General features: G+C 52.4%; 13 protein-coding genes and 1 other annotated feature. All 13 genes read left to right on the top strand.

Going from position 1 to position 14,381, the window contains the following annotated elements:
- The first annotated feature begins 14 nt into the window (after positions 1–14).
- The 13 genes from rlmB (at position 15) to rpoC (ending at position 14,273) form a co-directional block, all read left to right on the top strand.
- Entirely contained in the window at positions 15–761 is a 747-nt protein-coding gene (rlmB, locus tag HRQ60_RS19465; protein WP_172199090.1) for a 23S rRNA (guanosine(2251)-2'-O)-methyltransferase RlmB, read from the top strand.
- A gap of 8 nt (positions 762–769) precedes the next feature.
- Positions 770–1,291 carry an NYN domain-containing protein gene (locus tag HRQ60_RS19470; protein ID WP_172199093.1) on the top strand — a complete coding sequence of 174 codons (522 nt, stop codon included), beginning with the start codon at positions 770–772 and terminating at the stop codon, positions 1,289–1,291.
- A 183-nt stretch (positions 1,292–1,474) separates the two neighbouring features.
- A complete protein-coding gene (sigH, locus tag HRQ60_RS19475) occupies positions 1,475–2,122 on the top strand; it encodes an RNA polymerase sporulation sigma factor SigH (RefSeq protein ID WP_172199095.1) in 648 nt (215 codons plus the stop codon).
- A 236-nt stretch (positions 2,123–2,358) separates the two neighbouring features.
- Complete coding sequence (gene rpmG, locus HRQ60_RS19480; protein ID WP_083923737.1) at positions 2,359–2,508, top strand: 50S ribosomal protein L33; 150 nt, start codon at positions 2,359–2,361, stop codon at positions 2,506–2,508.
- Positions 2,509–2,529: 21 nt separating this feature from the next.
- Positions 2,530–2,721, top strand: a complete 192-nt coding sequence (gene secE / locus HRQ60_RS19485; protein ID WP_026293958.1) for a preprotein translocase subunit SecE — start codon at positions 2,530–2,532, stop codon at positions 2,719–2,721.
- Between the two features lie 24 nt (positions 2,722–2,745).
- On the top strand, positions 2,746–3,279 hold the full coding sequence (gene nusG, locus HRQ60_RS19490; protein WP_141447301.1) for a transcription termination/antitermination protein NusG: 534 nt from the start codon (positions 2,746–2,748) through the stop codon (positions 3,277–3,279).
- Between the two features lie 24 nt (positions 3,280–3,303).
- On the top strand, positions 3,304–3,729 hold the full coding sequence (gene rplK, locus HRQ60_RS19495) for a 50S ribosomal protein L11 (RefSeq protein ID WP_018978381.1): 426 nt from the start codon (positions 3,304–3,306) through the stop codon (positions 3,727–3,729).
- Positions 3,730–3,819: 90 nt separating this feature from the next.
- Entirely contained in the window at positions 3,820–4,512 is a 693-nt protein-coding gene (gene rplA / locus HRQ60_RS19500) for a 50S ribosomal protein L1 (RefSeq protein WP_172199097.1), read from the top strand.
- A gap of 74 nt (positions 4,513–4,586) precedes the next feature.
- Positions 4,587–4,721, top strand: a sequence feature (ribosomal protein L10 leader region).
- 103 nt (positions 4,722–4,824) lie between these two features.
- Positions 4,825–5,331: a 50S ribosomal protein L10 gene (gene rplJ / locus HRQ60_RS19505; RefSeq protein WP_172199100.1), complete on the top strand. Its 507-nt coding sequence runs from the start codon at positions 4,825–4,827 to the stop codon at positions 5,329–5,331.
- A 222-nt stretch (positions 5,332–5,553) separates the two neighbouring features.
- Entirely contained in the window at positions 5,554–5,913 is a 360-nt protein-coding gene (gene rplL, locus HRQ60_RS19510; protein WP_172199103.1) for a 50S ribosomal protein L7/L12, read from the top strand.
- 107 nt (positions 5,914–6,020) lie between these two features.
- Positions 6,021–6,632: a class I SAM-dependent methyltransferase gene (locus tag HRQ60_RS19515; protein ID WP_172199106.1), complete on the top strand. Its 612-nt coding sequence runs from the start codon at positions 6,021–6,023 to the stop codon at positions 6,630–6,632.
- A gap of 434 nt (positions 6,633–7,066) precedes the next feature.
- Positions 7,067–10,615: a DNA-directed RNA polymerase subunit beta gene (gene rpoB / locus HRQ60_RS19520; RefSeq protein WP_172199109.1), complete on the top strand. Its 3,549-nt coding sequence runs from the start codon at positions 7,067–7,069 to the stop codon at positions 10,613–10,615.
- 43 nt (positions 10,616–10,658) lie between these two features.
- Positions 10,659–14,273 (top strand): DNA-directed RNA polymerase subunit beta', encoded by a 3,615-nt coding sequence (gene rpoC, locus HRQ60_RS19525; RefSeq protein ID WP_172199112.1) that lies wholly within the window; start codon positions 10,659–10,661, stop codon positions 14,271–14,273.
- The last annotated feature ends 108 nt before the right edge of the window (positions 14,274–14,381 follow it).

Here is a 14,381-nt window from a genome sequence, read left to right on the forward strand (position 1 = left end):
AAGGAACAACCCACATGGAAGAAGAATTGATTGCCGGCAAGCACTCGGTCGTCGAGGCGCTTAGAGCCGGCCGCAGCATCAACAAGATCTGGATCGCGGAGGGAACGCAGCAAAAGCAGATGCAGCCGATTCTGACGGAAGCCAAATCGCGCGGAATCATCGTACAAACAGCCGATAAACGCAAACTCGACACGCTTGTGCCGGGAATCCAGCATCAGGGCGTTGTTGCCCAGGCCGCTCCTTACATCTACGCGGAGGTCGAAGACCTGCTCGCGGCTGCGGCAGCCAAAGACGAAGATCCGTTTCTGCTTATCCTGGACGAGATCGAAGATCCCCACAATCTGGGCTCGATTCTGCGTACGGCCGACTGCACGGGCGTACACGGCGTTATTATTCCGAAGCGCCGTTCGGCGCAGGTGAACGTAACCGTCTCGAAAACAAGTGCGGGCGCGGCGGAATACGTGCCGGTCGCACGGGTGACGAACCTCGTTCAGACGATGGAAAAGCTCAAAGAAGCCGGTGTGTGGATCGCCGGTACCGATGTGCGGGCCGAAGGCGAGATCTATGAGACGGACGTGTTCAAAGGACCGCTTGCGATCGTGATCGGCAACGAAGGGGAAGGCATGGGGCGGCTCGTCCGCGAGAAATGCGACGTGCTCATCAAACTTCCAATGCAGGGACGCATCAATTCGCTGAACGCTTCCGTTGCCGCAGGCGTCGTCATGTATGAAGTGCTGCGCCAGCGCAGCGGCAGAAAGTAGTGTGAACCATGGCCGATTTGCGGGACGTACTTCTGGTGGACGGCTACAACATGATCGGAGCCTGGCCCGACCTGGCTCCGCTGTCGCAAATCGACATGAACGAGGCCCGCGACCGCCTGCTCGAACGGTTGGCCGATTATCAGGCGTACACGGGGCGAAGGGTCATTGTGGTGTTCGATGCTTACCGGGTGCCGGGTAAAGGCAGAACGCTTGAGCAGAGCCGGGTCGAGGTTTACTTTACACGGGAAAAGGAAACGGCGGACGAAGCGGTGGAACGTTTTGCCGGGCAGTTCCGCAGAAAGCGGCGCGACGTTTATGTGGCTACGAGCGATTTTGTCGAGCAGAGCGTCGCTTTTGCGCAGGGCGCCCTTCGGCTCCCCGCTTTGGAGCTTCTGGTCGAAGTCGAACAGAGCGAGAAAGAAATCGGGAAAAGAATCGCGGAACAGGCTCAAAAAGAAAGCCGCAATACGATCGACGGCAAGCTTACCCCCGAGCAGCTGCGGTTGTTCGAGCGCTGGCGGCGGCAGTGAAAGAAGGGCTTTGGGCCCCAAAAGTAAGCGTTCTTTTACAACTCCGTGTACAAAAAGGAATTATCCGGCACAAGGCCCCTCTTTTGGTCGTTCTGCGGTTGACGGTGTAAGGTGACATAATATATACTGAGGCTAACTTTTAAGACAGGCTCGAAACTTGCGCCGCGGCCGGAGGGATTGCTGGTGAGTGTAGATCTCAAAGACGTCACAGTTTCATCTTACGATTTCCAATGCGATGAAGAAGTCGTGGAAGCGGTTCGTGCCGGCGATAGTGAGGCACTGGAGTATTTGATCCACAAGTACCGGAATTTCGTGCGTGCGAAGGCCAGATCTTATTTCCTGATCGGAGCCGACCGCGAAGATATCATCCAAGAAGGCATGATCGGTCTGTACAAGGCCATACGCGATTTCCGCGGGGACAGACTCGCTTCGTTCAAGGCTTTTGCCGAGATCTGCATTACGCGTCAGATCATTACGGCGATCAAGACGGCGACTCGTCAGAAGCATATTCCGCTGAATTCTTACGTTTCTCTCGACAAACCGATTTATGAAGAAGATTCGGACCGTACGCTGCTTGACGTCATTTGTGTGTCCCAGGTATGCGATCCGGAAGAACTGGTTATCAATCGCGAAGAGTTCACCGGTCTTGAGAACAAGATGTCGGAGATCTTGAGCGAGCTTGAACGCCAGGTGCTGATGCTGTATCTGGATGGGCGTTCGTACCAGGAAATCGCCGTCGACCTGCGCAGACACGTGAAGTCGATCGACAATGCGCTGCAGCGGGTAAAGCGGAAACTGGAACGGTATTTGGAAGTTCGGGATCAGATGTGACGGGAACAAGCAGGGATCTACATAAACAACAGGGCTGCCCGCCAAGCGGGCGGAACGCAAAGACTCCGTCAGCGGAGTCTTTTTTTTTGCGAAAAAGAAGAACGAACCCCCTTCAAGCTTTTCGTTGACAGCCAATACCAGCTATGCTAAAGTGTTTTAGGTAGGCCTAAAATCATGATTTTAGGCTCAATACGAGTTCTTCTTGATTGAAGGATATCTTCGGGAGGTGTAAATCTATGCGGGTTATTATCACGTTGGCGTGCACGGAGTGCAAACAGCGCAATTATACAACGATGAAAAACAAACGTAATCACCCTGACCGCATGGAGATGAAGAAGTATTGCAAGTACTGTAACTCGCAAACTCCTCATCGCGAAACCAGATAGTCTGTTGGAGGTGTCATGGGCGTGAAAAAAAGCTTCAAGTCTATGTTTTCCTTTTTCTCCGAAAGCTGGGCTGAACTTAAAAAGGTTCGCTGGCCCAATCGCAAAGAACTGACCAATTACACGCTTGTTGTTTTGGGAACGATTGTTGTGATGGCTGTATTCTTTTGGGTAATCGACATCGGACTCTCCTATGCGATTGAAGCGATAATTTAAGGAAGGGCCTGTAGGTGGCTTGATATGGAAAAAAGATGGTACGTCGTTCATACCTATTCCGGGTATGAGAACAAAGTCAAAGCCAATTTGGAAAAACGCGTAGAATCGATGGGCATGGAAGACAAGATTTTCCGGGTTCTTGTTCCGATGGAAGAAGAAATAGTCGACAAAGACGGCAAGAAAAAAACCGTCATGCGTAAAGTCTATCCGGGATATGTCTTGGTGGAAATGATCCAGACCGATGACTCGTGGTATGTTGTCCGCAACACGCCGGGTGTCACGGGATTTGTAGGTTCGACGGGTTCCGGTTCCAAGCCGACAGCCCTGCTTCCGGAAGAGGTAGAACAAATTCTGAAGCACATGGGCATGTCCGAACCGAAACCGAAGATCGAATTCGATCTGAAGGAATCCGTGCGTATCAAAGTTGGTCCTTTTGCGAACTTTGTCGGAACAGTGGAAGAAATTCTGCTCGAGAAAAGCAAGCTCAAGGTTCACGTCAACATGTTCGGGCGGGAAACGCCGCTTGAGCTGGATTACACGCAAGTCGAGAAGATTTAACTAAGCGCAAGGAGGTGTTTCTCAATGGCAAAGAAAGTCATTAAAATGGTGAAACTTCAAATTCCTGCAGGCAAAGCTAACCCGGCGCCTCCAGTAGGTCCAGCACTGGGTCAAGCAGGTGTGAACATCATGGCATTCTGTAAAGAATTCAATGCTCGCACAGCGGACCAAGCAGGTCTGATCATTCCGGTCGAGATCTCCGTATTTGAAGACCGTTCGTTCACTTTCATCACGAAAACTCCGCCGGCTGCAGTTCTGCTGCGTGTCGCTGCGAAGATCGAGAAGGGTTCGGGCGAACCGAACAAAAAGAAAGTGGCTACCGTTAACCGCGATACTGTTCGTCAAATCGCCGAACAAAAAATGCCTGACCTTAACGCAGCGAGCGTAGAGTCCGCTATGCGTATGGTCGAAGGTACTGCCCGCAGCATGGGTATCACGATTCAAGACTAGTTCTTGATCCATCGTTCCAAAGCCGAGCCCCAAGGCAGTGCGGCATATGTGGGAGGGTAACCCGCTAACACCACAAAGGAGGAATACACAATGGCTAAACACGGTAAGAAATACGTAGAAGCTGCTAAGCTGTTCGACAGCGAAACAGTTTATGAACCAGCCGAAGCTGTAAGTCTTGTCAAAAAGACAGCAACAGCTAAATTCGACGAAACTGTCGAAGCGGCAGTGCGTTTGGGCGTAGACCCACGTAAGCAAGACCAAGCCGTTCGCGGCGTCGTTGTCCTGCCACACGGCACAGGCAAAACGCAGCGCGTACTGGTATTTGCAAAAGGCGAAAAAGCAAAGGAAGCGGAAGCTGCCGGAGCTGACTTCGTAGGCGATCAGGACATGATCAACAAGATCCAACAAGGTTGGTTCGAGTTCGACGTCTGCGTAGCAACGCCTGACATGATGAGCGAAGTCGGTAAACTGGGTCGTCTGCTCGGCGGTAAAGGCCTCATGCCTAACCCTAAAGCAGGTACAGTTACTTTCGACGTTACCAAGGCTGTGCAAGAAATCAAAGCCGGTAAAATCGAATACCGTCTGGACAAAGCGGGCCAAATCCATGCACCGATCGGCAAAGCGTCGTTCAGTGAGGATCAGTTGAACGAAAACTTGAAAGCACTGATGGAGGCGCTCAACCGCGCTAAACCTGCTGCTGCCAAGGGCGTTTACCTGAAAGGCGTAGCCGTGTCCGCAACGATGGGACCGAGCGTTCGCGTTAACACAACTTCTTACAAATAAAAAAGTGTTGACTCCGGTCGACATTTTCGATACATTGTAGAAGCTGTTTCATTCCGTTATTCGTAACGGTCTGGTAAATTTGAATATGCTTACCGTAGACAGTAGGTGCTTTCGGGCTTAATTTCCTACCGAGGTGTGTGATAGAATGTCAGCTCTGCTGATTTCAGTCAAGCCTTCGTACTTCTGCGGAGGCTTTTCTTATTGCATGCGCCGCACGTTAAGTTTGACTTGAATGTGGCAAAAGTGGGAGCGGCCGGCTCGCCCGCAGCGGTGGTCCGGCGTTTCACTCGAATTCAACAGGAGGTGTACGATTTGGCTAACGCAAAAGTGATTCAAACGAAACAAGAAGCGGTAGACGTAATCGCCGGAAAACTGCGCGAAAGCGTATCGACCGTCGTTGTCGATTATCGTGGTCTGAACGTTTCTCAAGTTACCGAGCTGCGTAAGCAGCTGCGCGAAGCGGGCATCGAGTTCCAAGTTCTCAAAAACTCGCTGGTTCGCCGTGCGACTGCAGCTGCCGAACTGAGCGAGCTCGACGCAGTCCTTACAGGACCTACGGCGATCGCTTTCGGAACGGAAGACGTAGTAACTCCAGCCAAGATCCTGAGCGACTTCGCAAAAGCGAACGAAGCTCTGGAACTTAAAGGCGGAGTTGTAGAAGGCCGTGTAGTGGGTGCCGACGAACTGAAAGCACTAGCTTCCCTTCCTTCCCGCGAAGGTTTGCTGTCCATGCTCCTCAGCGTGCTTCAAGCTCCAGTGCGCAACTTCGCACTGGCAGTCAAAGCCGTTGCAGACAAAGACGAGCAGCAATCCGCGTAACAAGTTCCGAGAATCGCATAGGCGTACCGAAAAGATCGCATAGGCTTGCCAAAGCGAATCTTGAGGTCGAATGGAGCGGACGAAGTCCGAAACGTTCATACGTGCCGAAGCGATTTGAGGAACCGAGTATTCAAGTTTGCTTGAATACTCGGAGTTTTTATCCAGATTCAAAACCGACAGCCTTAACCGGCTGATCCCACATACCCTAATGGAGGTTCAATCATGAGTAACGAGCAAATCCTTGAAGCCATCAAAGGCATGACTGTATTGGAACTGAACGACCTGGTTAAAGCAATCGAAGAAGAATTCGGCGTAACTGCAGCAGCTCCAGTAGCAGCAGCAGGCGGCGCAGTAGCAGCAGAAGCTGAGCAAACTGAATTCGACGTTATCCTGACAGGCGCTGGCGCTTCGAAGATCAACGTTATCAAAGTTGTTCGCGAAATCACAGGTCTTGGCCTGAAAGAAGCAAAAGAAGTTGTAGACAACGCTCCAAAAGCAATCAAAGAAAAAGTATCCAAAGAAGAAGCAGAAGCCGTTCAAGCAAAACTGGCTGAAGCTGGCGCTTCCGTAGAAGTTAAGTAATTTCTTCTCAAATTAGCATTACACAGGGCAGACCCTCGAAGTTATCCTGCTTCGGGGGTCTGTTCTCGTATTTAAGCCTCGGACCAACGGCAAAGGGGTGGAAACAGTTGTCGGATCATTATTACGCCAACCGTCCTTCTGCGGCACATGACCGCAAGACGGTCGAAGTCGATCTGCGCGGCAGAAAAGTTCGACTCGTTACCGACGCAGGGGTGTTTTCCAAAAACGGCCTGGACTACGGAAGCCGCGTGCTGATCGAAGCATTGGATTTTCCGGCAGGAGTGGACGTTTTGGACGTGGGATGTGGTTACGGACCGATCGGAATTGCCGCCGGAATCATGGGAGCCTCAAGTGTCGTAATGCTGGACGTCAACGAGAGAGCCGTAGAGCTTGCACGTGAGAATGCGGCGGCCAACGGCCTGCTGCAGATCCAGGCGATGCAGAGCGATCTGCTGGAAGCGGTGGCGGAAAAGCGTTTCGATATCATCATCAGCAACCCTCCGATTCGAGCGGGCAAGGAAACGGTACACCGGCTGTTCGAACAGGCTTTTTCCTGTTTGAAAGCAAACGGTTCGTTGTGGATCGTCATTCAAAAAAAGCAGGGTGCCGCATCGGCAAAAGCCAAGCTGGAAACCATGTTCGAACGGGTAGAGGAAATCACGAAAGACAAAGGGTACCGGATCTATAAAGCATCCAAAGGAAGCGAAGCGGGGAATTGAAATTTTTCGTGGAAAAACGAAGAAGGTATTGACCTGCCCGGAACACCGTGTTATAGTTACAAAATGTCAGTATAGAATGCCCTACGTGGCTTTAGCATATTAAAACGTTGAGAGGCTCCGCAAAACAGCAAAGAAGCGCGGTTTTGTTTGGGGCTTACTATTTTGATGTGCCGAGGTGCGTATATGGACATTTCTGAAGACAGCGTGAAAGACACGCAGCGACGTTTCAGTATCCAGCATTGATTCATTTGATCCGGCCATGCGACGCTCTTTTTTCGAATAAACTCGATAAGGGCTTTTCTGCATGTAAGGGGCGTGCCTGTTTTGAGTTCATTATACGTGATTCAAAGTGCGGGCCGCAATGGAATTTTTAAACTCGGCATTTTCATCCAAAAAGTGCCTAAAGTTGAGTAGACATTGAGGGGTGAGTATAGTTGACGGGACATCTTGTTCGATATGGTCGACGCACTCGGCGGAGTTATTCGCGAATTCATGAGGTGCTCGAAGTTCCGAATCTGATCGAGATTCAGCAGAAATCTTACGGTTGGTTTCTTGAAGAAGGACTTCGGGAAATGTTTCATGACATTTCGCCGATCCAGGACTTCACCGGAAATCTGATTCTGGAATTTATCGATTACAGCCTCGGGGAACCGAAATACACGACGGACGATGCCAAAGAGCGTGACGTAACGTACGCGGCACCGCTTCGTGTGAAAGTCCGCCTGATTAACAAAGAAACGGGCGAAGTCAAAGAGCAGGAAGTGTTTATGGGTGACTTCCCGCTGATGACCGAAACCGGTACGTTTATCATAAACGGTGCGGAACGGGTTATTGTCAGTCAGTTGGTTCGCTCTCCAAGCGTCTACTTCAATAATAAAGTGGACAAAAACGGAAAGAAAACATACAGCGCGACTGTCATCCCGAACCGCGGCGCTTGGCTCGAGCTTGAGACGGACGCCAAGGACATCATCTACGTCCGGATCGACCGCACACGCAAAATTCCGGTAACGGTACTGCTGCGTGCACTCGGCTTTGGCAGCGATGCCGAAATCCTGGATCTGCTCGGCAACGACGAGTATATCCGCAATACGCTCGACAAAGACAACACGGACTCGACAGAGAAAGCGCTGATCGAGATCTACGAACGTCTGCGTCCGGGCGAACCGCCTACGCTGGATAACGCAAGAAGCCTGCTTATCGCACGTTTCTTCGATCCGAAGAGATACGATCTGGCAAACGTAGGCCGTTACAAAATGAACAAAAAGCTTCATATCAAAAACCGCTTGTTCAACCAAAAACTTGCCGAAACGCTGATCGATACCGTAACGGGTGAAATCATCGCGGAAGCGGGGCAGATGGTAGACCGTCGTCTTCTTGACGAAATTCTGCCGTATCTGGAAGGCGAACACAGCGTGAAAACTTATCATGTCGCGGGCGGCGTTCTTGACGCTAACGATATTCCGATGCAATCGATCGAAGTGTTCTCCCCGATCGAAGACGGAAAAGTCGTTAAAGTCATCGCCAACGGCTTGATCGACAAAGGCGTCAAAAACATTACCCCGGCCGACATCATTGCATCGATCAGCTACTTTATCGATCTGCTGCACGGTATCGGCGATACCGACGATATCGACCATCTGGGCAACCGTCGTCTGCGTTCCGTCGGCGAACTGCTGCAGAACCAGTTCCGTATCGGTTTGTCCCGTATGGAGCGCGTTGTGCGCGAACGGATGTCGATTCAGGATTCGAACGTGATCACGCCGCAGGCTTTGATCAACATTCGTCCCGTTATCGCATCGATCAAGGAGTTCTTCGGCAGTTCGCAGCTCTCCCAGTTCATGGACCAGACGAACCCTCTGGCCGAGCTGACGCACAAACGTCGTCTGTCCGCACTCGGACCCGGCGGTCTGACACGCGAACGCGCCGGTTTCGAAGTTCGAGACGTTCACGCCAGTCACTACGGCCGGATGTGTCCGATCGAAACGCCGGAAGGACCAAACATCGGTCTGATCAACTCCTTGTCCACGTTCGCGCGGATCAACGAGTACGGGTTTATTGAAGCGCCTTACCGCCGTGTCGATCCGAAGACCAACAAAGTAACGGAACATATCGATTACCTCACAGCCGACGAAGAAGACAACTATGTGGTCGCACAGGCAAACGCCCAACTGACCGAAGATGATGCCTTCGCCGACGACATGGTTATCGTCCGTTACAACAAACAGGCCGACAACATCCTGCCGATGCCGAGTGATCGCGTCGACTACATGGACGTTTCGCCGAAACAGGTCGTATCCGTCGCGACGGCGCTCATTCCGTTCCTCGAGAACGATGACTCCAACCGCGCACTGATGGGATCGAACATGCAGCGTCAGGCCGTTCCTTTGCTGATTCCGAAAGCGCCGCTCGTCGGCACCGGTATGGAACACAAATCGGCCAAAGACTCCGGTGTATGTATCGTAGCCAAGCATGACGGTTATATCGAACGTTCGACTGCCAGCGAAATCACGCTGCGCCGCGTCGAAATGGTTGACGGTCAGGAAGTCAAAGGCGACCTGGTTACTCATAAATTACACAAATTTATGCGTTCCAACCAAGGAACATGCATCAACCAACGTCCGATTGTACGTGCGGGCGATGTTGTGAAAAAAGGCGACATCCTGGCGGACGGTCCTTCGACCGAAATGGGCGAATTGGCTCTGGGCCGCAACGTTGTCGTAGCCTTCATGACTTGGGAAGGTTACAACTACGAGGATGCGATCCTGCTGAGCGAGAAGCTCGTTAAGGAAGACGTATATACTTCGATCCATATCGAAGAATACGAATCCGATGCGCGCGATACGAAGCTCGGACCGGAAGAAATTACGCGCGACATCCCGAATGTCGGCGAAGAAGCACTGAAGAACCTCGACGATCGCGGCATTATCCGCATCGGCGCGGAAATCGCTGCCGGCGATATCCTCGTAGGCAAAGTGACGCCGAAAGGCGTAACGGAGCTGACGGCGGAAGAACGTCTGCTGCATGCGATCTTCGGTGAAAAAGCACGCGAAGTGCGCGATACTTCCCTGAGAGTGCCTCACGGTACGGACGGTATTGTCGTGGACGTCAAAGTCTTTACCCGCGAAAACGGGGACGAGCTGCCTCCGGGCGTTAACCAGCTCGTACGCGTCTACATCGCGCAGAAACGCAAAATCTCCCAAGGCGACAAGATGGCGGGACGTCACGGTAACAAAGGTGTCGTATCGCGTATCATGCCTGAAGAAGATATGCCGTTCCTGCCGGACGGCACGCCGGTTCAGATCGTACTGAACCCGCTGGGCGTACCTTCGCGGATGAATATCGGACAGATTTTGGAAGTCCACCTCGGCATGGCCGCGCAGCGTCTCGGTATCCACGTAGCCACTCCGGTATTCGACGGAGCGAACGAATACGACGTATTCGATACGATGGAAGAAGCCGGCATGCAGCGCAATGGCAAAACGATTCTGTACGACGGCCGTACCGGCGAACGCTTCGAGCGCGAAGTTACGGTTGGCGTCATGCACATGATCAAGCTGGCGCACATGGTCGACGACAAAATCCACGCCCGTTCCACGGGTCCTTACTCGCTCGTTACGCAGCAGCCTCTGGGCGGTAAAGCACAGTTCGGCGGACAGCGTTTCGGGGAAATGGAAGTATGGGCACTGGAAGCCTACGGCGCGGCATACACGCTGCAGGAAATTCTGACGGTCAAGTCCGATGACGTGGTCGGCCGCGTGAAAACGTACGAATCCATCGTCAAGGGCGAGAACGTTCCGGAACCTGGCGTACCGGAAGCGTTCAAGGTTTTGATCAAGGAACTGCAGAGCTTGGGCATGGACGTCAAAATCCTTGGCGAAGACGAGCAGGAGATCGAAATGAAGGAATTGGACGACGAGGAAGAACCGACCGGCGGCGACAAACTGGGCCTCAACCTTGAAGGTTCGGAAGTCACCGCAGAATAATCTTTTTTAAAAATCAGGAACCGCATATAGGGAGGGTTGCTCCTTGTTGGATGTAAACAACTTCGAGTTTATCAAGATCGGGCTCGCTTCGCCGGACAAGATTCGTTCTTGGTCCCGCGGCGAGGTGAAGAAGCCGGAAACGATCAACTATCGTACGCTCAAACCGGAGAAAGAAGGTCTTTTCTGCGAAAAGATCTTCGGACCGACCAAAGACTGGGAATGCCACTGCGGTAAGTACAAACGGGTACGTTATAAAGGCGTCGTCTGCGATCGCTGCGGCGTTGAAGTTACCCGTGCGAAAGTACGCCGCGAGCGGATGGGCCATATCGAGCTCGCCGCTCCGGTTTCCCACATCTGGTACTTCAAAGGGATTCCGAGCCGTATGGGCCTGGCGCTGGATATGTCGCCGCGCTCGCTCGAAGAAGTCATTTACTTCGCTTCTTATGTCGTAACCGATCCGGGCGAAACGCCGCTGGAAAGAAAGCAGCTTCTGTCCGAAAAGGAATACCGCAGCTACCGTGAAAAATACGGCTACGGATTCCATGCCGGAATGGGTGCCGAAGCGGTAAAAAAACTCCTTCAGGATATGGATATCGAAAAAGAACTGGAGTTCCTCAAAGAGGAGCTTCGTACGACGCAAGGGCAGCGCAGAAGCCGGGCGATCAAACGTCTGGAAGTCATCGAAGCTTTCAAAAGCTCGGGCAACAACCCGGACTGGATGATTCTCGATGTGCTTCCGGTCATTCCTCCGGAACTGCGTCCAATGGTACAGCTGGACGGCGGCCGCTTCGCGACCTCCGACCTTAACGATCTGTACCGCCGCGTCATCAACCGGAACAACCGTCTGAAAAGACTGCTCGATCTGGGCGCTCCGGACATTATCGTACAGAACGAAAAGCGCATGCTGCAGGAAGCGGTAGATGCCCTGATCGACAACGGCCGTCGCGGTCGTCCGGTCACAGGTCCGGGTAACCGTCCGCTCAAATCCCTCAGCCATATGCTTAAAGGTAAACAAGGGCGTTTCCGTCAGAACTTGCTCGGTAAACGGGTCGATTACTCCGGCCGTTCGGTTATCGTCGTAGGTCCTAACCTGAAGATGTACCAATGCGGTCTTCCGAAGGAAATGGCGCTTGAGCTCTTCAAACCTTTCGTTATGAAAGAACTGGTCAATAAAGGTCTGGCCCATAACATCAAAAGTGCAAAGCGCAAAGTTGAACGCGTGAGTGCCGAGGTATGGGACGTACTTGAAGAAGTGATCAAGGAGCATCCGGTTCTCTTGAACCGTGCCCCTACGCTTCACCGTCTGGGTATCCAGGCATTTGAACCGATTCTGGTCGAAGGCAAAGCGATTCGCCTTCACCCGCTCGTATGTACGGCTTACAACGCCGACTTCGACGGTGACCAGATGGCCGTGCACGTTCCGCTGTCCGCGGAAGCACAGGCGGAAGCCCGCATCTTGATGCTGGCCTCCGGTAACATCCTGAACCCGAAAGACGGCAAGCCAGTCGTTACCCCTTCGCAGGATATGGTTCTCGGTGTGTATTACCTGACCATGGATAATAATCAGGCGATGGGTGCAGGCATGATCTTGCGGAACGTCAATGAAGCGGTGTCCGCTTATCAGCGCGGCACGGCCGAACTGCATGCTCGCGTAGCCATTCCGGTTAAAGCGCTCAACAAAACAAGTTTTACCGAGAAACAGCAGGACGCAATGCTGATTACGACAGTAGGTCGGATCATCTTTAACGAGATTTTCCCGGCAAGCTTCCCGTATATCAATGACGCGACCCGTGCAAACTTGTTTGATGGTGTAGCAGAAGACTTCTTTATCTATGAAAAAGGTGAGCATGTTACCGATCGCATCATGAACGCTCCGCAAACAAAAGGCATCGGCAAAGAGTATTTGGGCGAAATCATCGGACGCTGCTTCGAGATTTACCAAACGACTCAAACTTCGATGATCCTCGACGAAATCAAACAGCTCGGTTTCACGTACTCGACTCGTTCGGGCGTAACCGTAGCCGTTTCCGATGTTGTCGTACCGCCGGAGAAAAAAGCGCTGATGGAAGAGTCGGACAAGAAAGTCGCGGTTATTACCAACCAGTATCGCCGCGGTTTGATTACCAACGAAGAACGGTATGATCGGGTTATTGAAATCTGGTCGCATGCCAAAGATCAAATCAGTGATATTCTGATGAAATCGATGGACCGTTATAACTCCATCATGCTCATGGTCGATTCCAAGGCACGGGGCAACAAATCGCAGATCACCCAGTTGGGCGGCATGCGTGGACTGATGGCTAACCCATCGGGTCGGATCATCGAGCTCCCGATCAAGTCCAACTTCCGCGAAGGCCTTACGGTCCTCGAATACTTCCTGTCCACACACGGTGCGCGTAAAGGTCTGGCCGATACCGCGCTTCGTACCGCCGACTCGGGTTACCTGACCCGTCGTCTGGTTGACGTGGCCCAGGACGTAATCGTCCGCGAAGATGACTGCGGCACGGATAAAGGCTTTAGTGTAAGCCGAATCCAAGATGGCAAAGAAGTCATCGAAGATCTGTACGACCGTATTGAAGGCCGCTACTGCTTCGAGACCGTTCGTCATCCGCAAACCAAAGAAATCATTGCAACCCGCAATGAATTGATCACTTCCGACAAAGCGGAAGAAATCATCAAAGCGGGTGTTGAAAAACTGCAAATCCGTTCCGTACTCAGCTGCCGCGCCCGTCATGGCGTATGCAAAAAGTGCTACGGACGAAACCTGGCGACAGGCAAACACGTCGAAATCGGCGAAGCGGTCGGCATTATTGCGGCTCAATCGATCGGTGAACCAGGAACCCAGCTTACTATGCGTACGTTCCATACCGGCGGCGTTGCCGGCGATGACATCACGCAGGGTCTGCCGCGTATCCAGGAGTTGTTCGAGGCCCGTAACCCTAAAGGTCAGGCCACGATCAGTGAAATCGACGGCGTCGTGAAAGAAATCCGCGAAGCGAAAGACCGTCGCGAGATCGAAATTCAGGGCGAAGCCGAAAGCAAAACGTATCTGGTCACCTACGGTTCCCGTCTGCGCGTACGCGAAGGTGTGACTGTAGAAGCCGGCGACGAGCTGACGGACGGTTCGATCGATCCAAAAGAAATGCTGCGTATCAAAGGAATCCGCGGCGTGCAGAACTATATCCTTCAGGAAGTTCAGCGCGTATATCGGAACCAGGGCGTAGAAATCAACGACAAGCACGTCGAAGTCATGATTCGTCAGATGCTGCGCAAGATCCGCATCGTCGATGCAGGCGAAACGACACTGCTGCCGGGATCGTTCGTGGAAATTCACGAGTACGAAAAAGCAAACAAAGAAGCGATGCTGAACGGCAAGGATCCGGCTGTAGCCAAACCAATCCTGCTGGGTATTACCAAAGCGTCCCTGGAGACCGATTCCTTCCTGTCGGCCGCATCATTCCAGGAAACGACACGGGTACTTACCGATGCTGCGATCAAAGGCAAGGTCGACCAACTGCTCGGCTTGAAAGAAAACGTGTTGATCGGTAAACTGATTCCTGCCGGTACCGGTATGAGTCGTTATCGCAATGTGCGTTTCGAAGATCCGGAAGGTACAAAAAGCGGGCAAGAGTCTCTTGAACCCGTGACTACCGAGTAACATCGGAGTAGAGAGATCGGGACGGAGGGGAAGAGCAATCTTCCCTCAAGTCCTGAAATTCTTTGCTTGACATAAAGCTCCGCCAAGTGCTAATATAGCAAAGGTGCG

It is taken from the genome of Saccharibacillus qingshengii (genome assembly GCF_013185195.1).
Lineage (GTDB): Bacteria > Bacillota > Bacilli > Paenibacillales > Paenibacillaceae > Saccharibacillus > Saccharibacillus qingshengii.

What these genes read in the sequence shown, in the direction of transcription:
- rlmB (WP_172199090.1), top strand. Translation starts at nt 15, where the DNA reads ATGGAAGAAGAATTGATTGCCGGCAAGCACTCGGTCGTCGAGGCGCTT.
- HRQ60_RS19470 (WP_172199093.1), top strand. Translation starts at nt 770, where the DNA reads ATGGCCGATTTGCGGGACGTACTTCTGGTGGACGGCTACAACATGATC.
- rpmG (WP_083923737.1), top strand. Translation starts at nt 2,359, where the DNA reads ATGCGGGTTATTATCACGTTGGCGTGCACGGAGTGCAAACAGCGCAAT.
- nusG (WP_141447301.1), top strand. Translation starts at nt 2,746, where the DNA reads ATGGAAAAAAGATGGTACGTCGTTCATACCTATTCCGGGTATGAGAAC.
- rplK (WP_018978381.1), top strand. Translation starts at nt 3,304, where the DNA reads ATGGCAAAGAAAGTCATTAAAATGGTGAAACTTCAAATTCCTGCAGGC.
- rplA (WP_172199097.1), top strand. Translation starts at nt 3,820, where the DNA reads ATGGCTAAACACGGTAAGAAATACGTAGAAGCTGCTAAGCTGTTCGAC.
- rplL (WP_172199103.1), top strand. Translation starts at nt 5,554, where the DNA reads ATGAGTAACGAGCAAATCCTTGAAGCCATCAAAGGCATGACTGTATTG.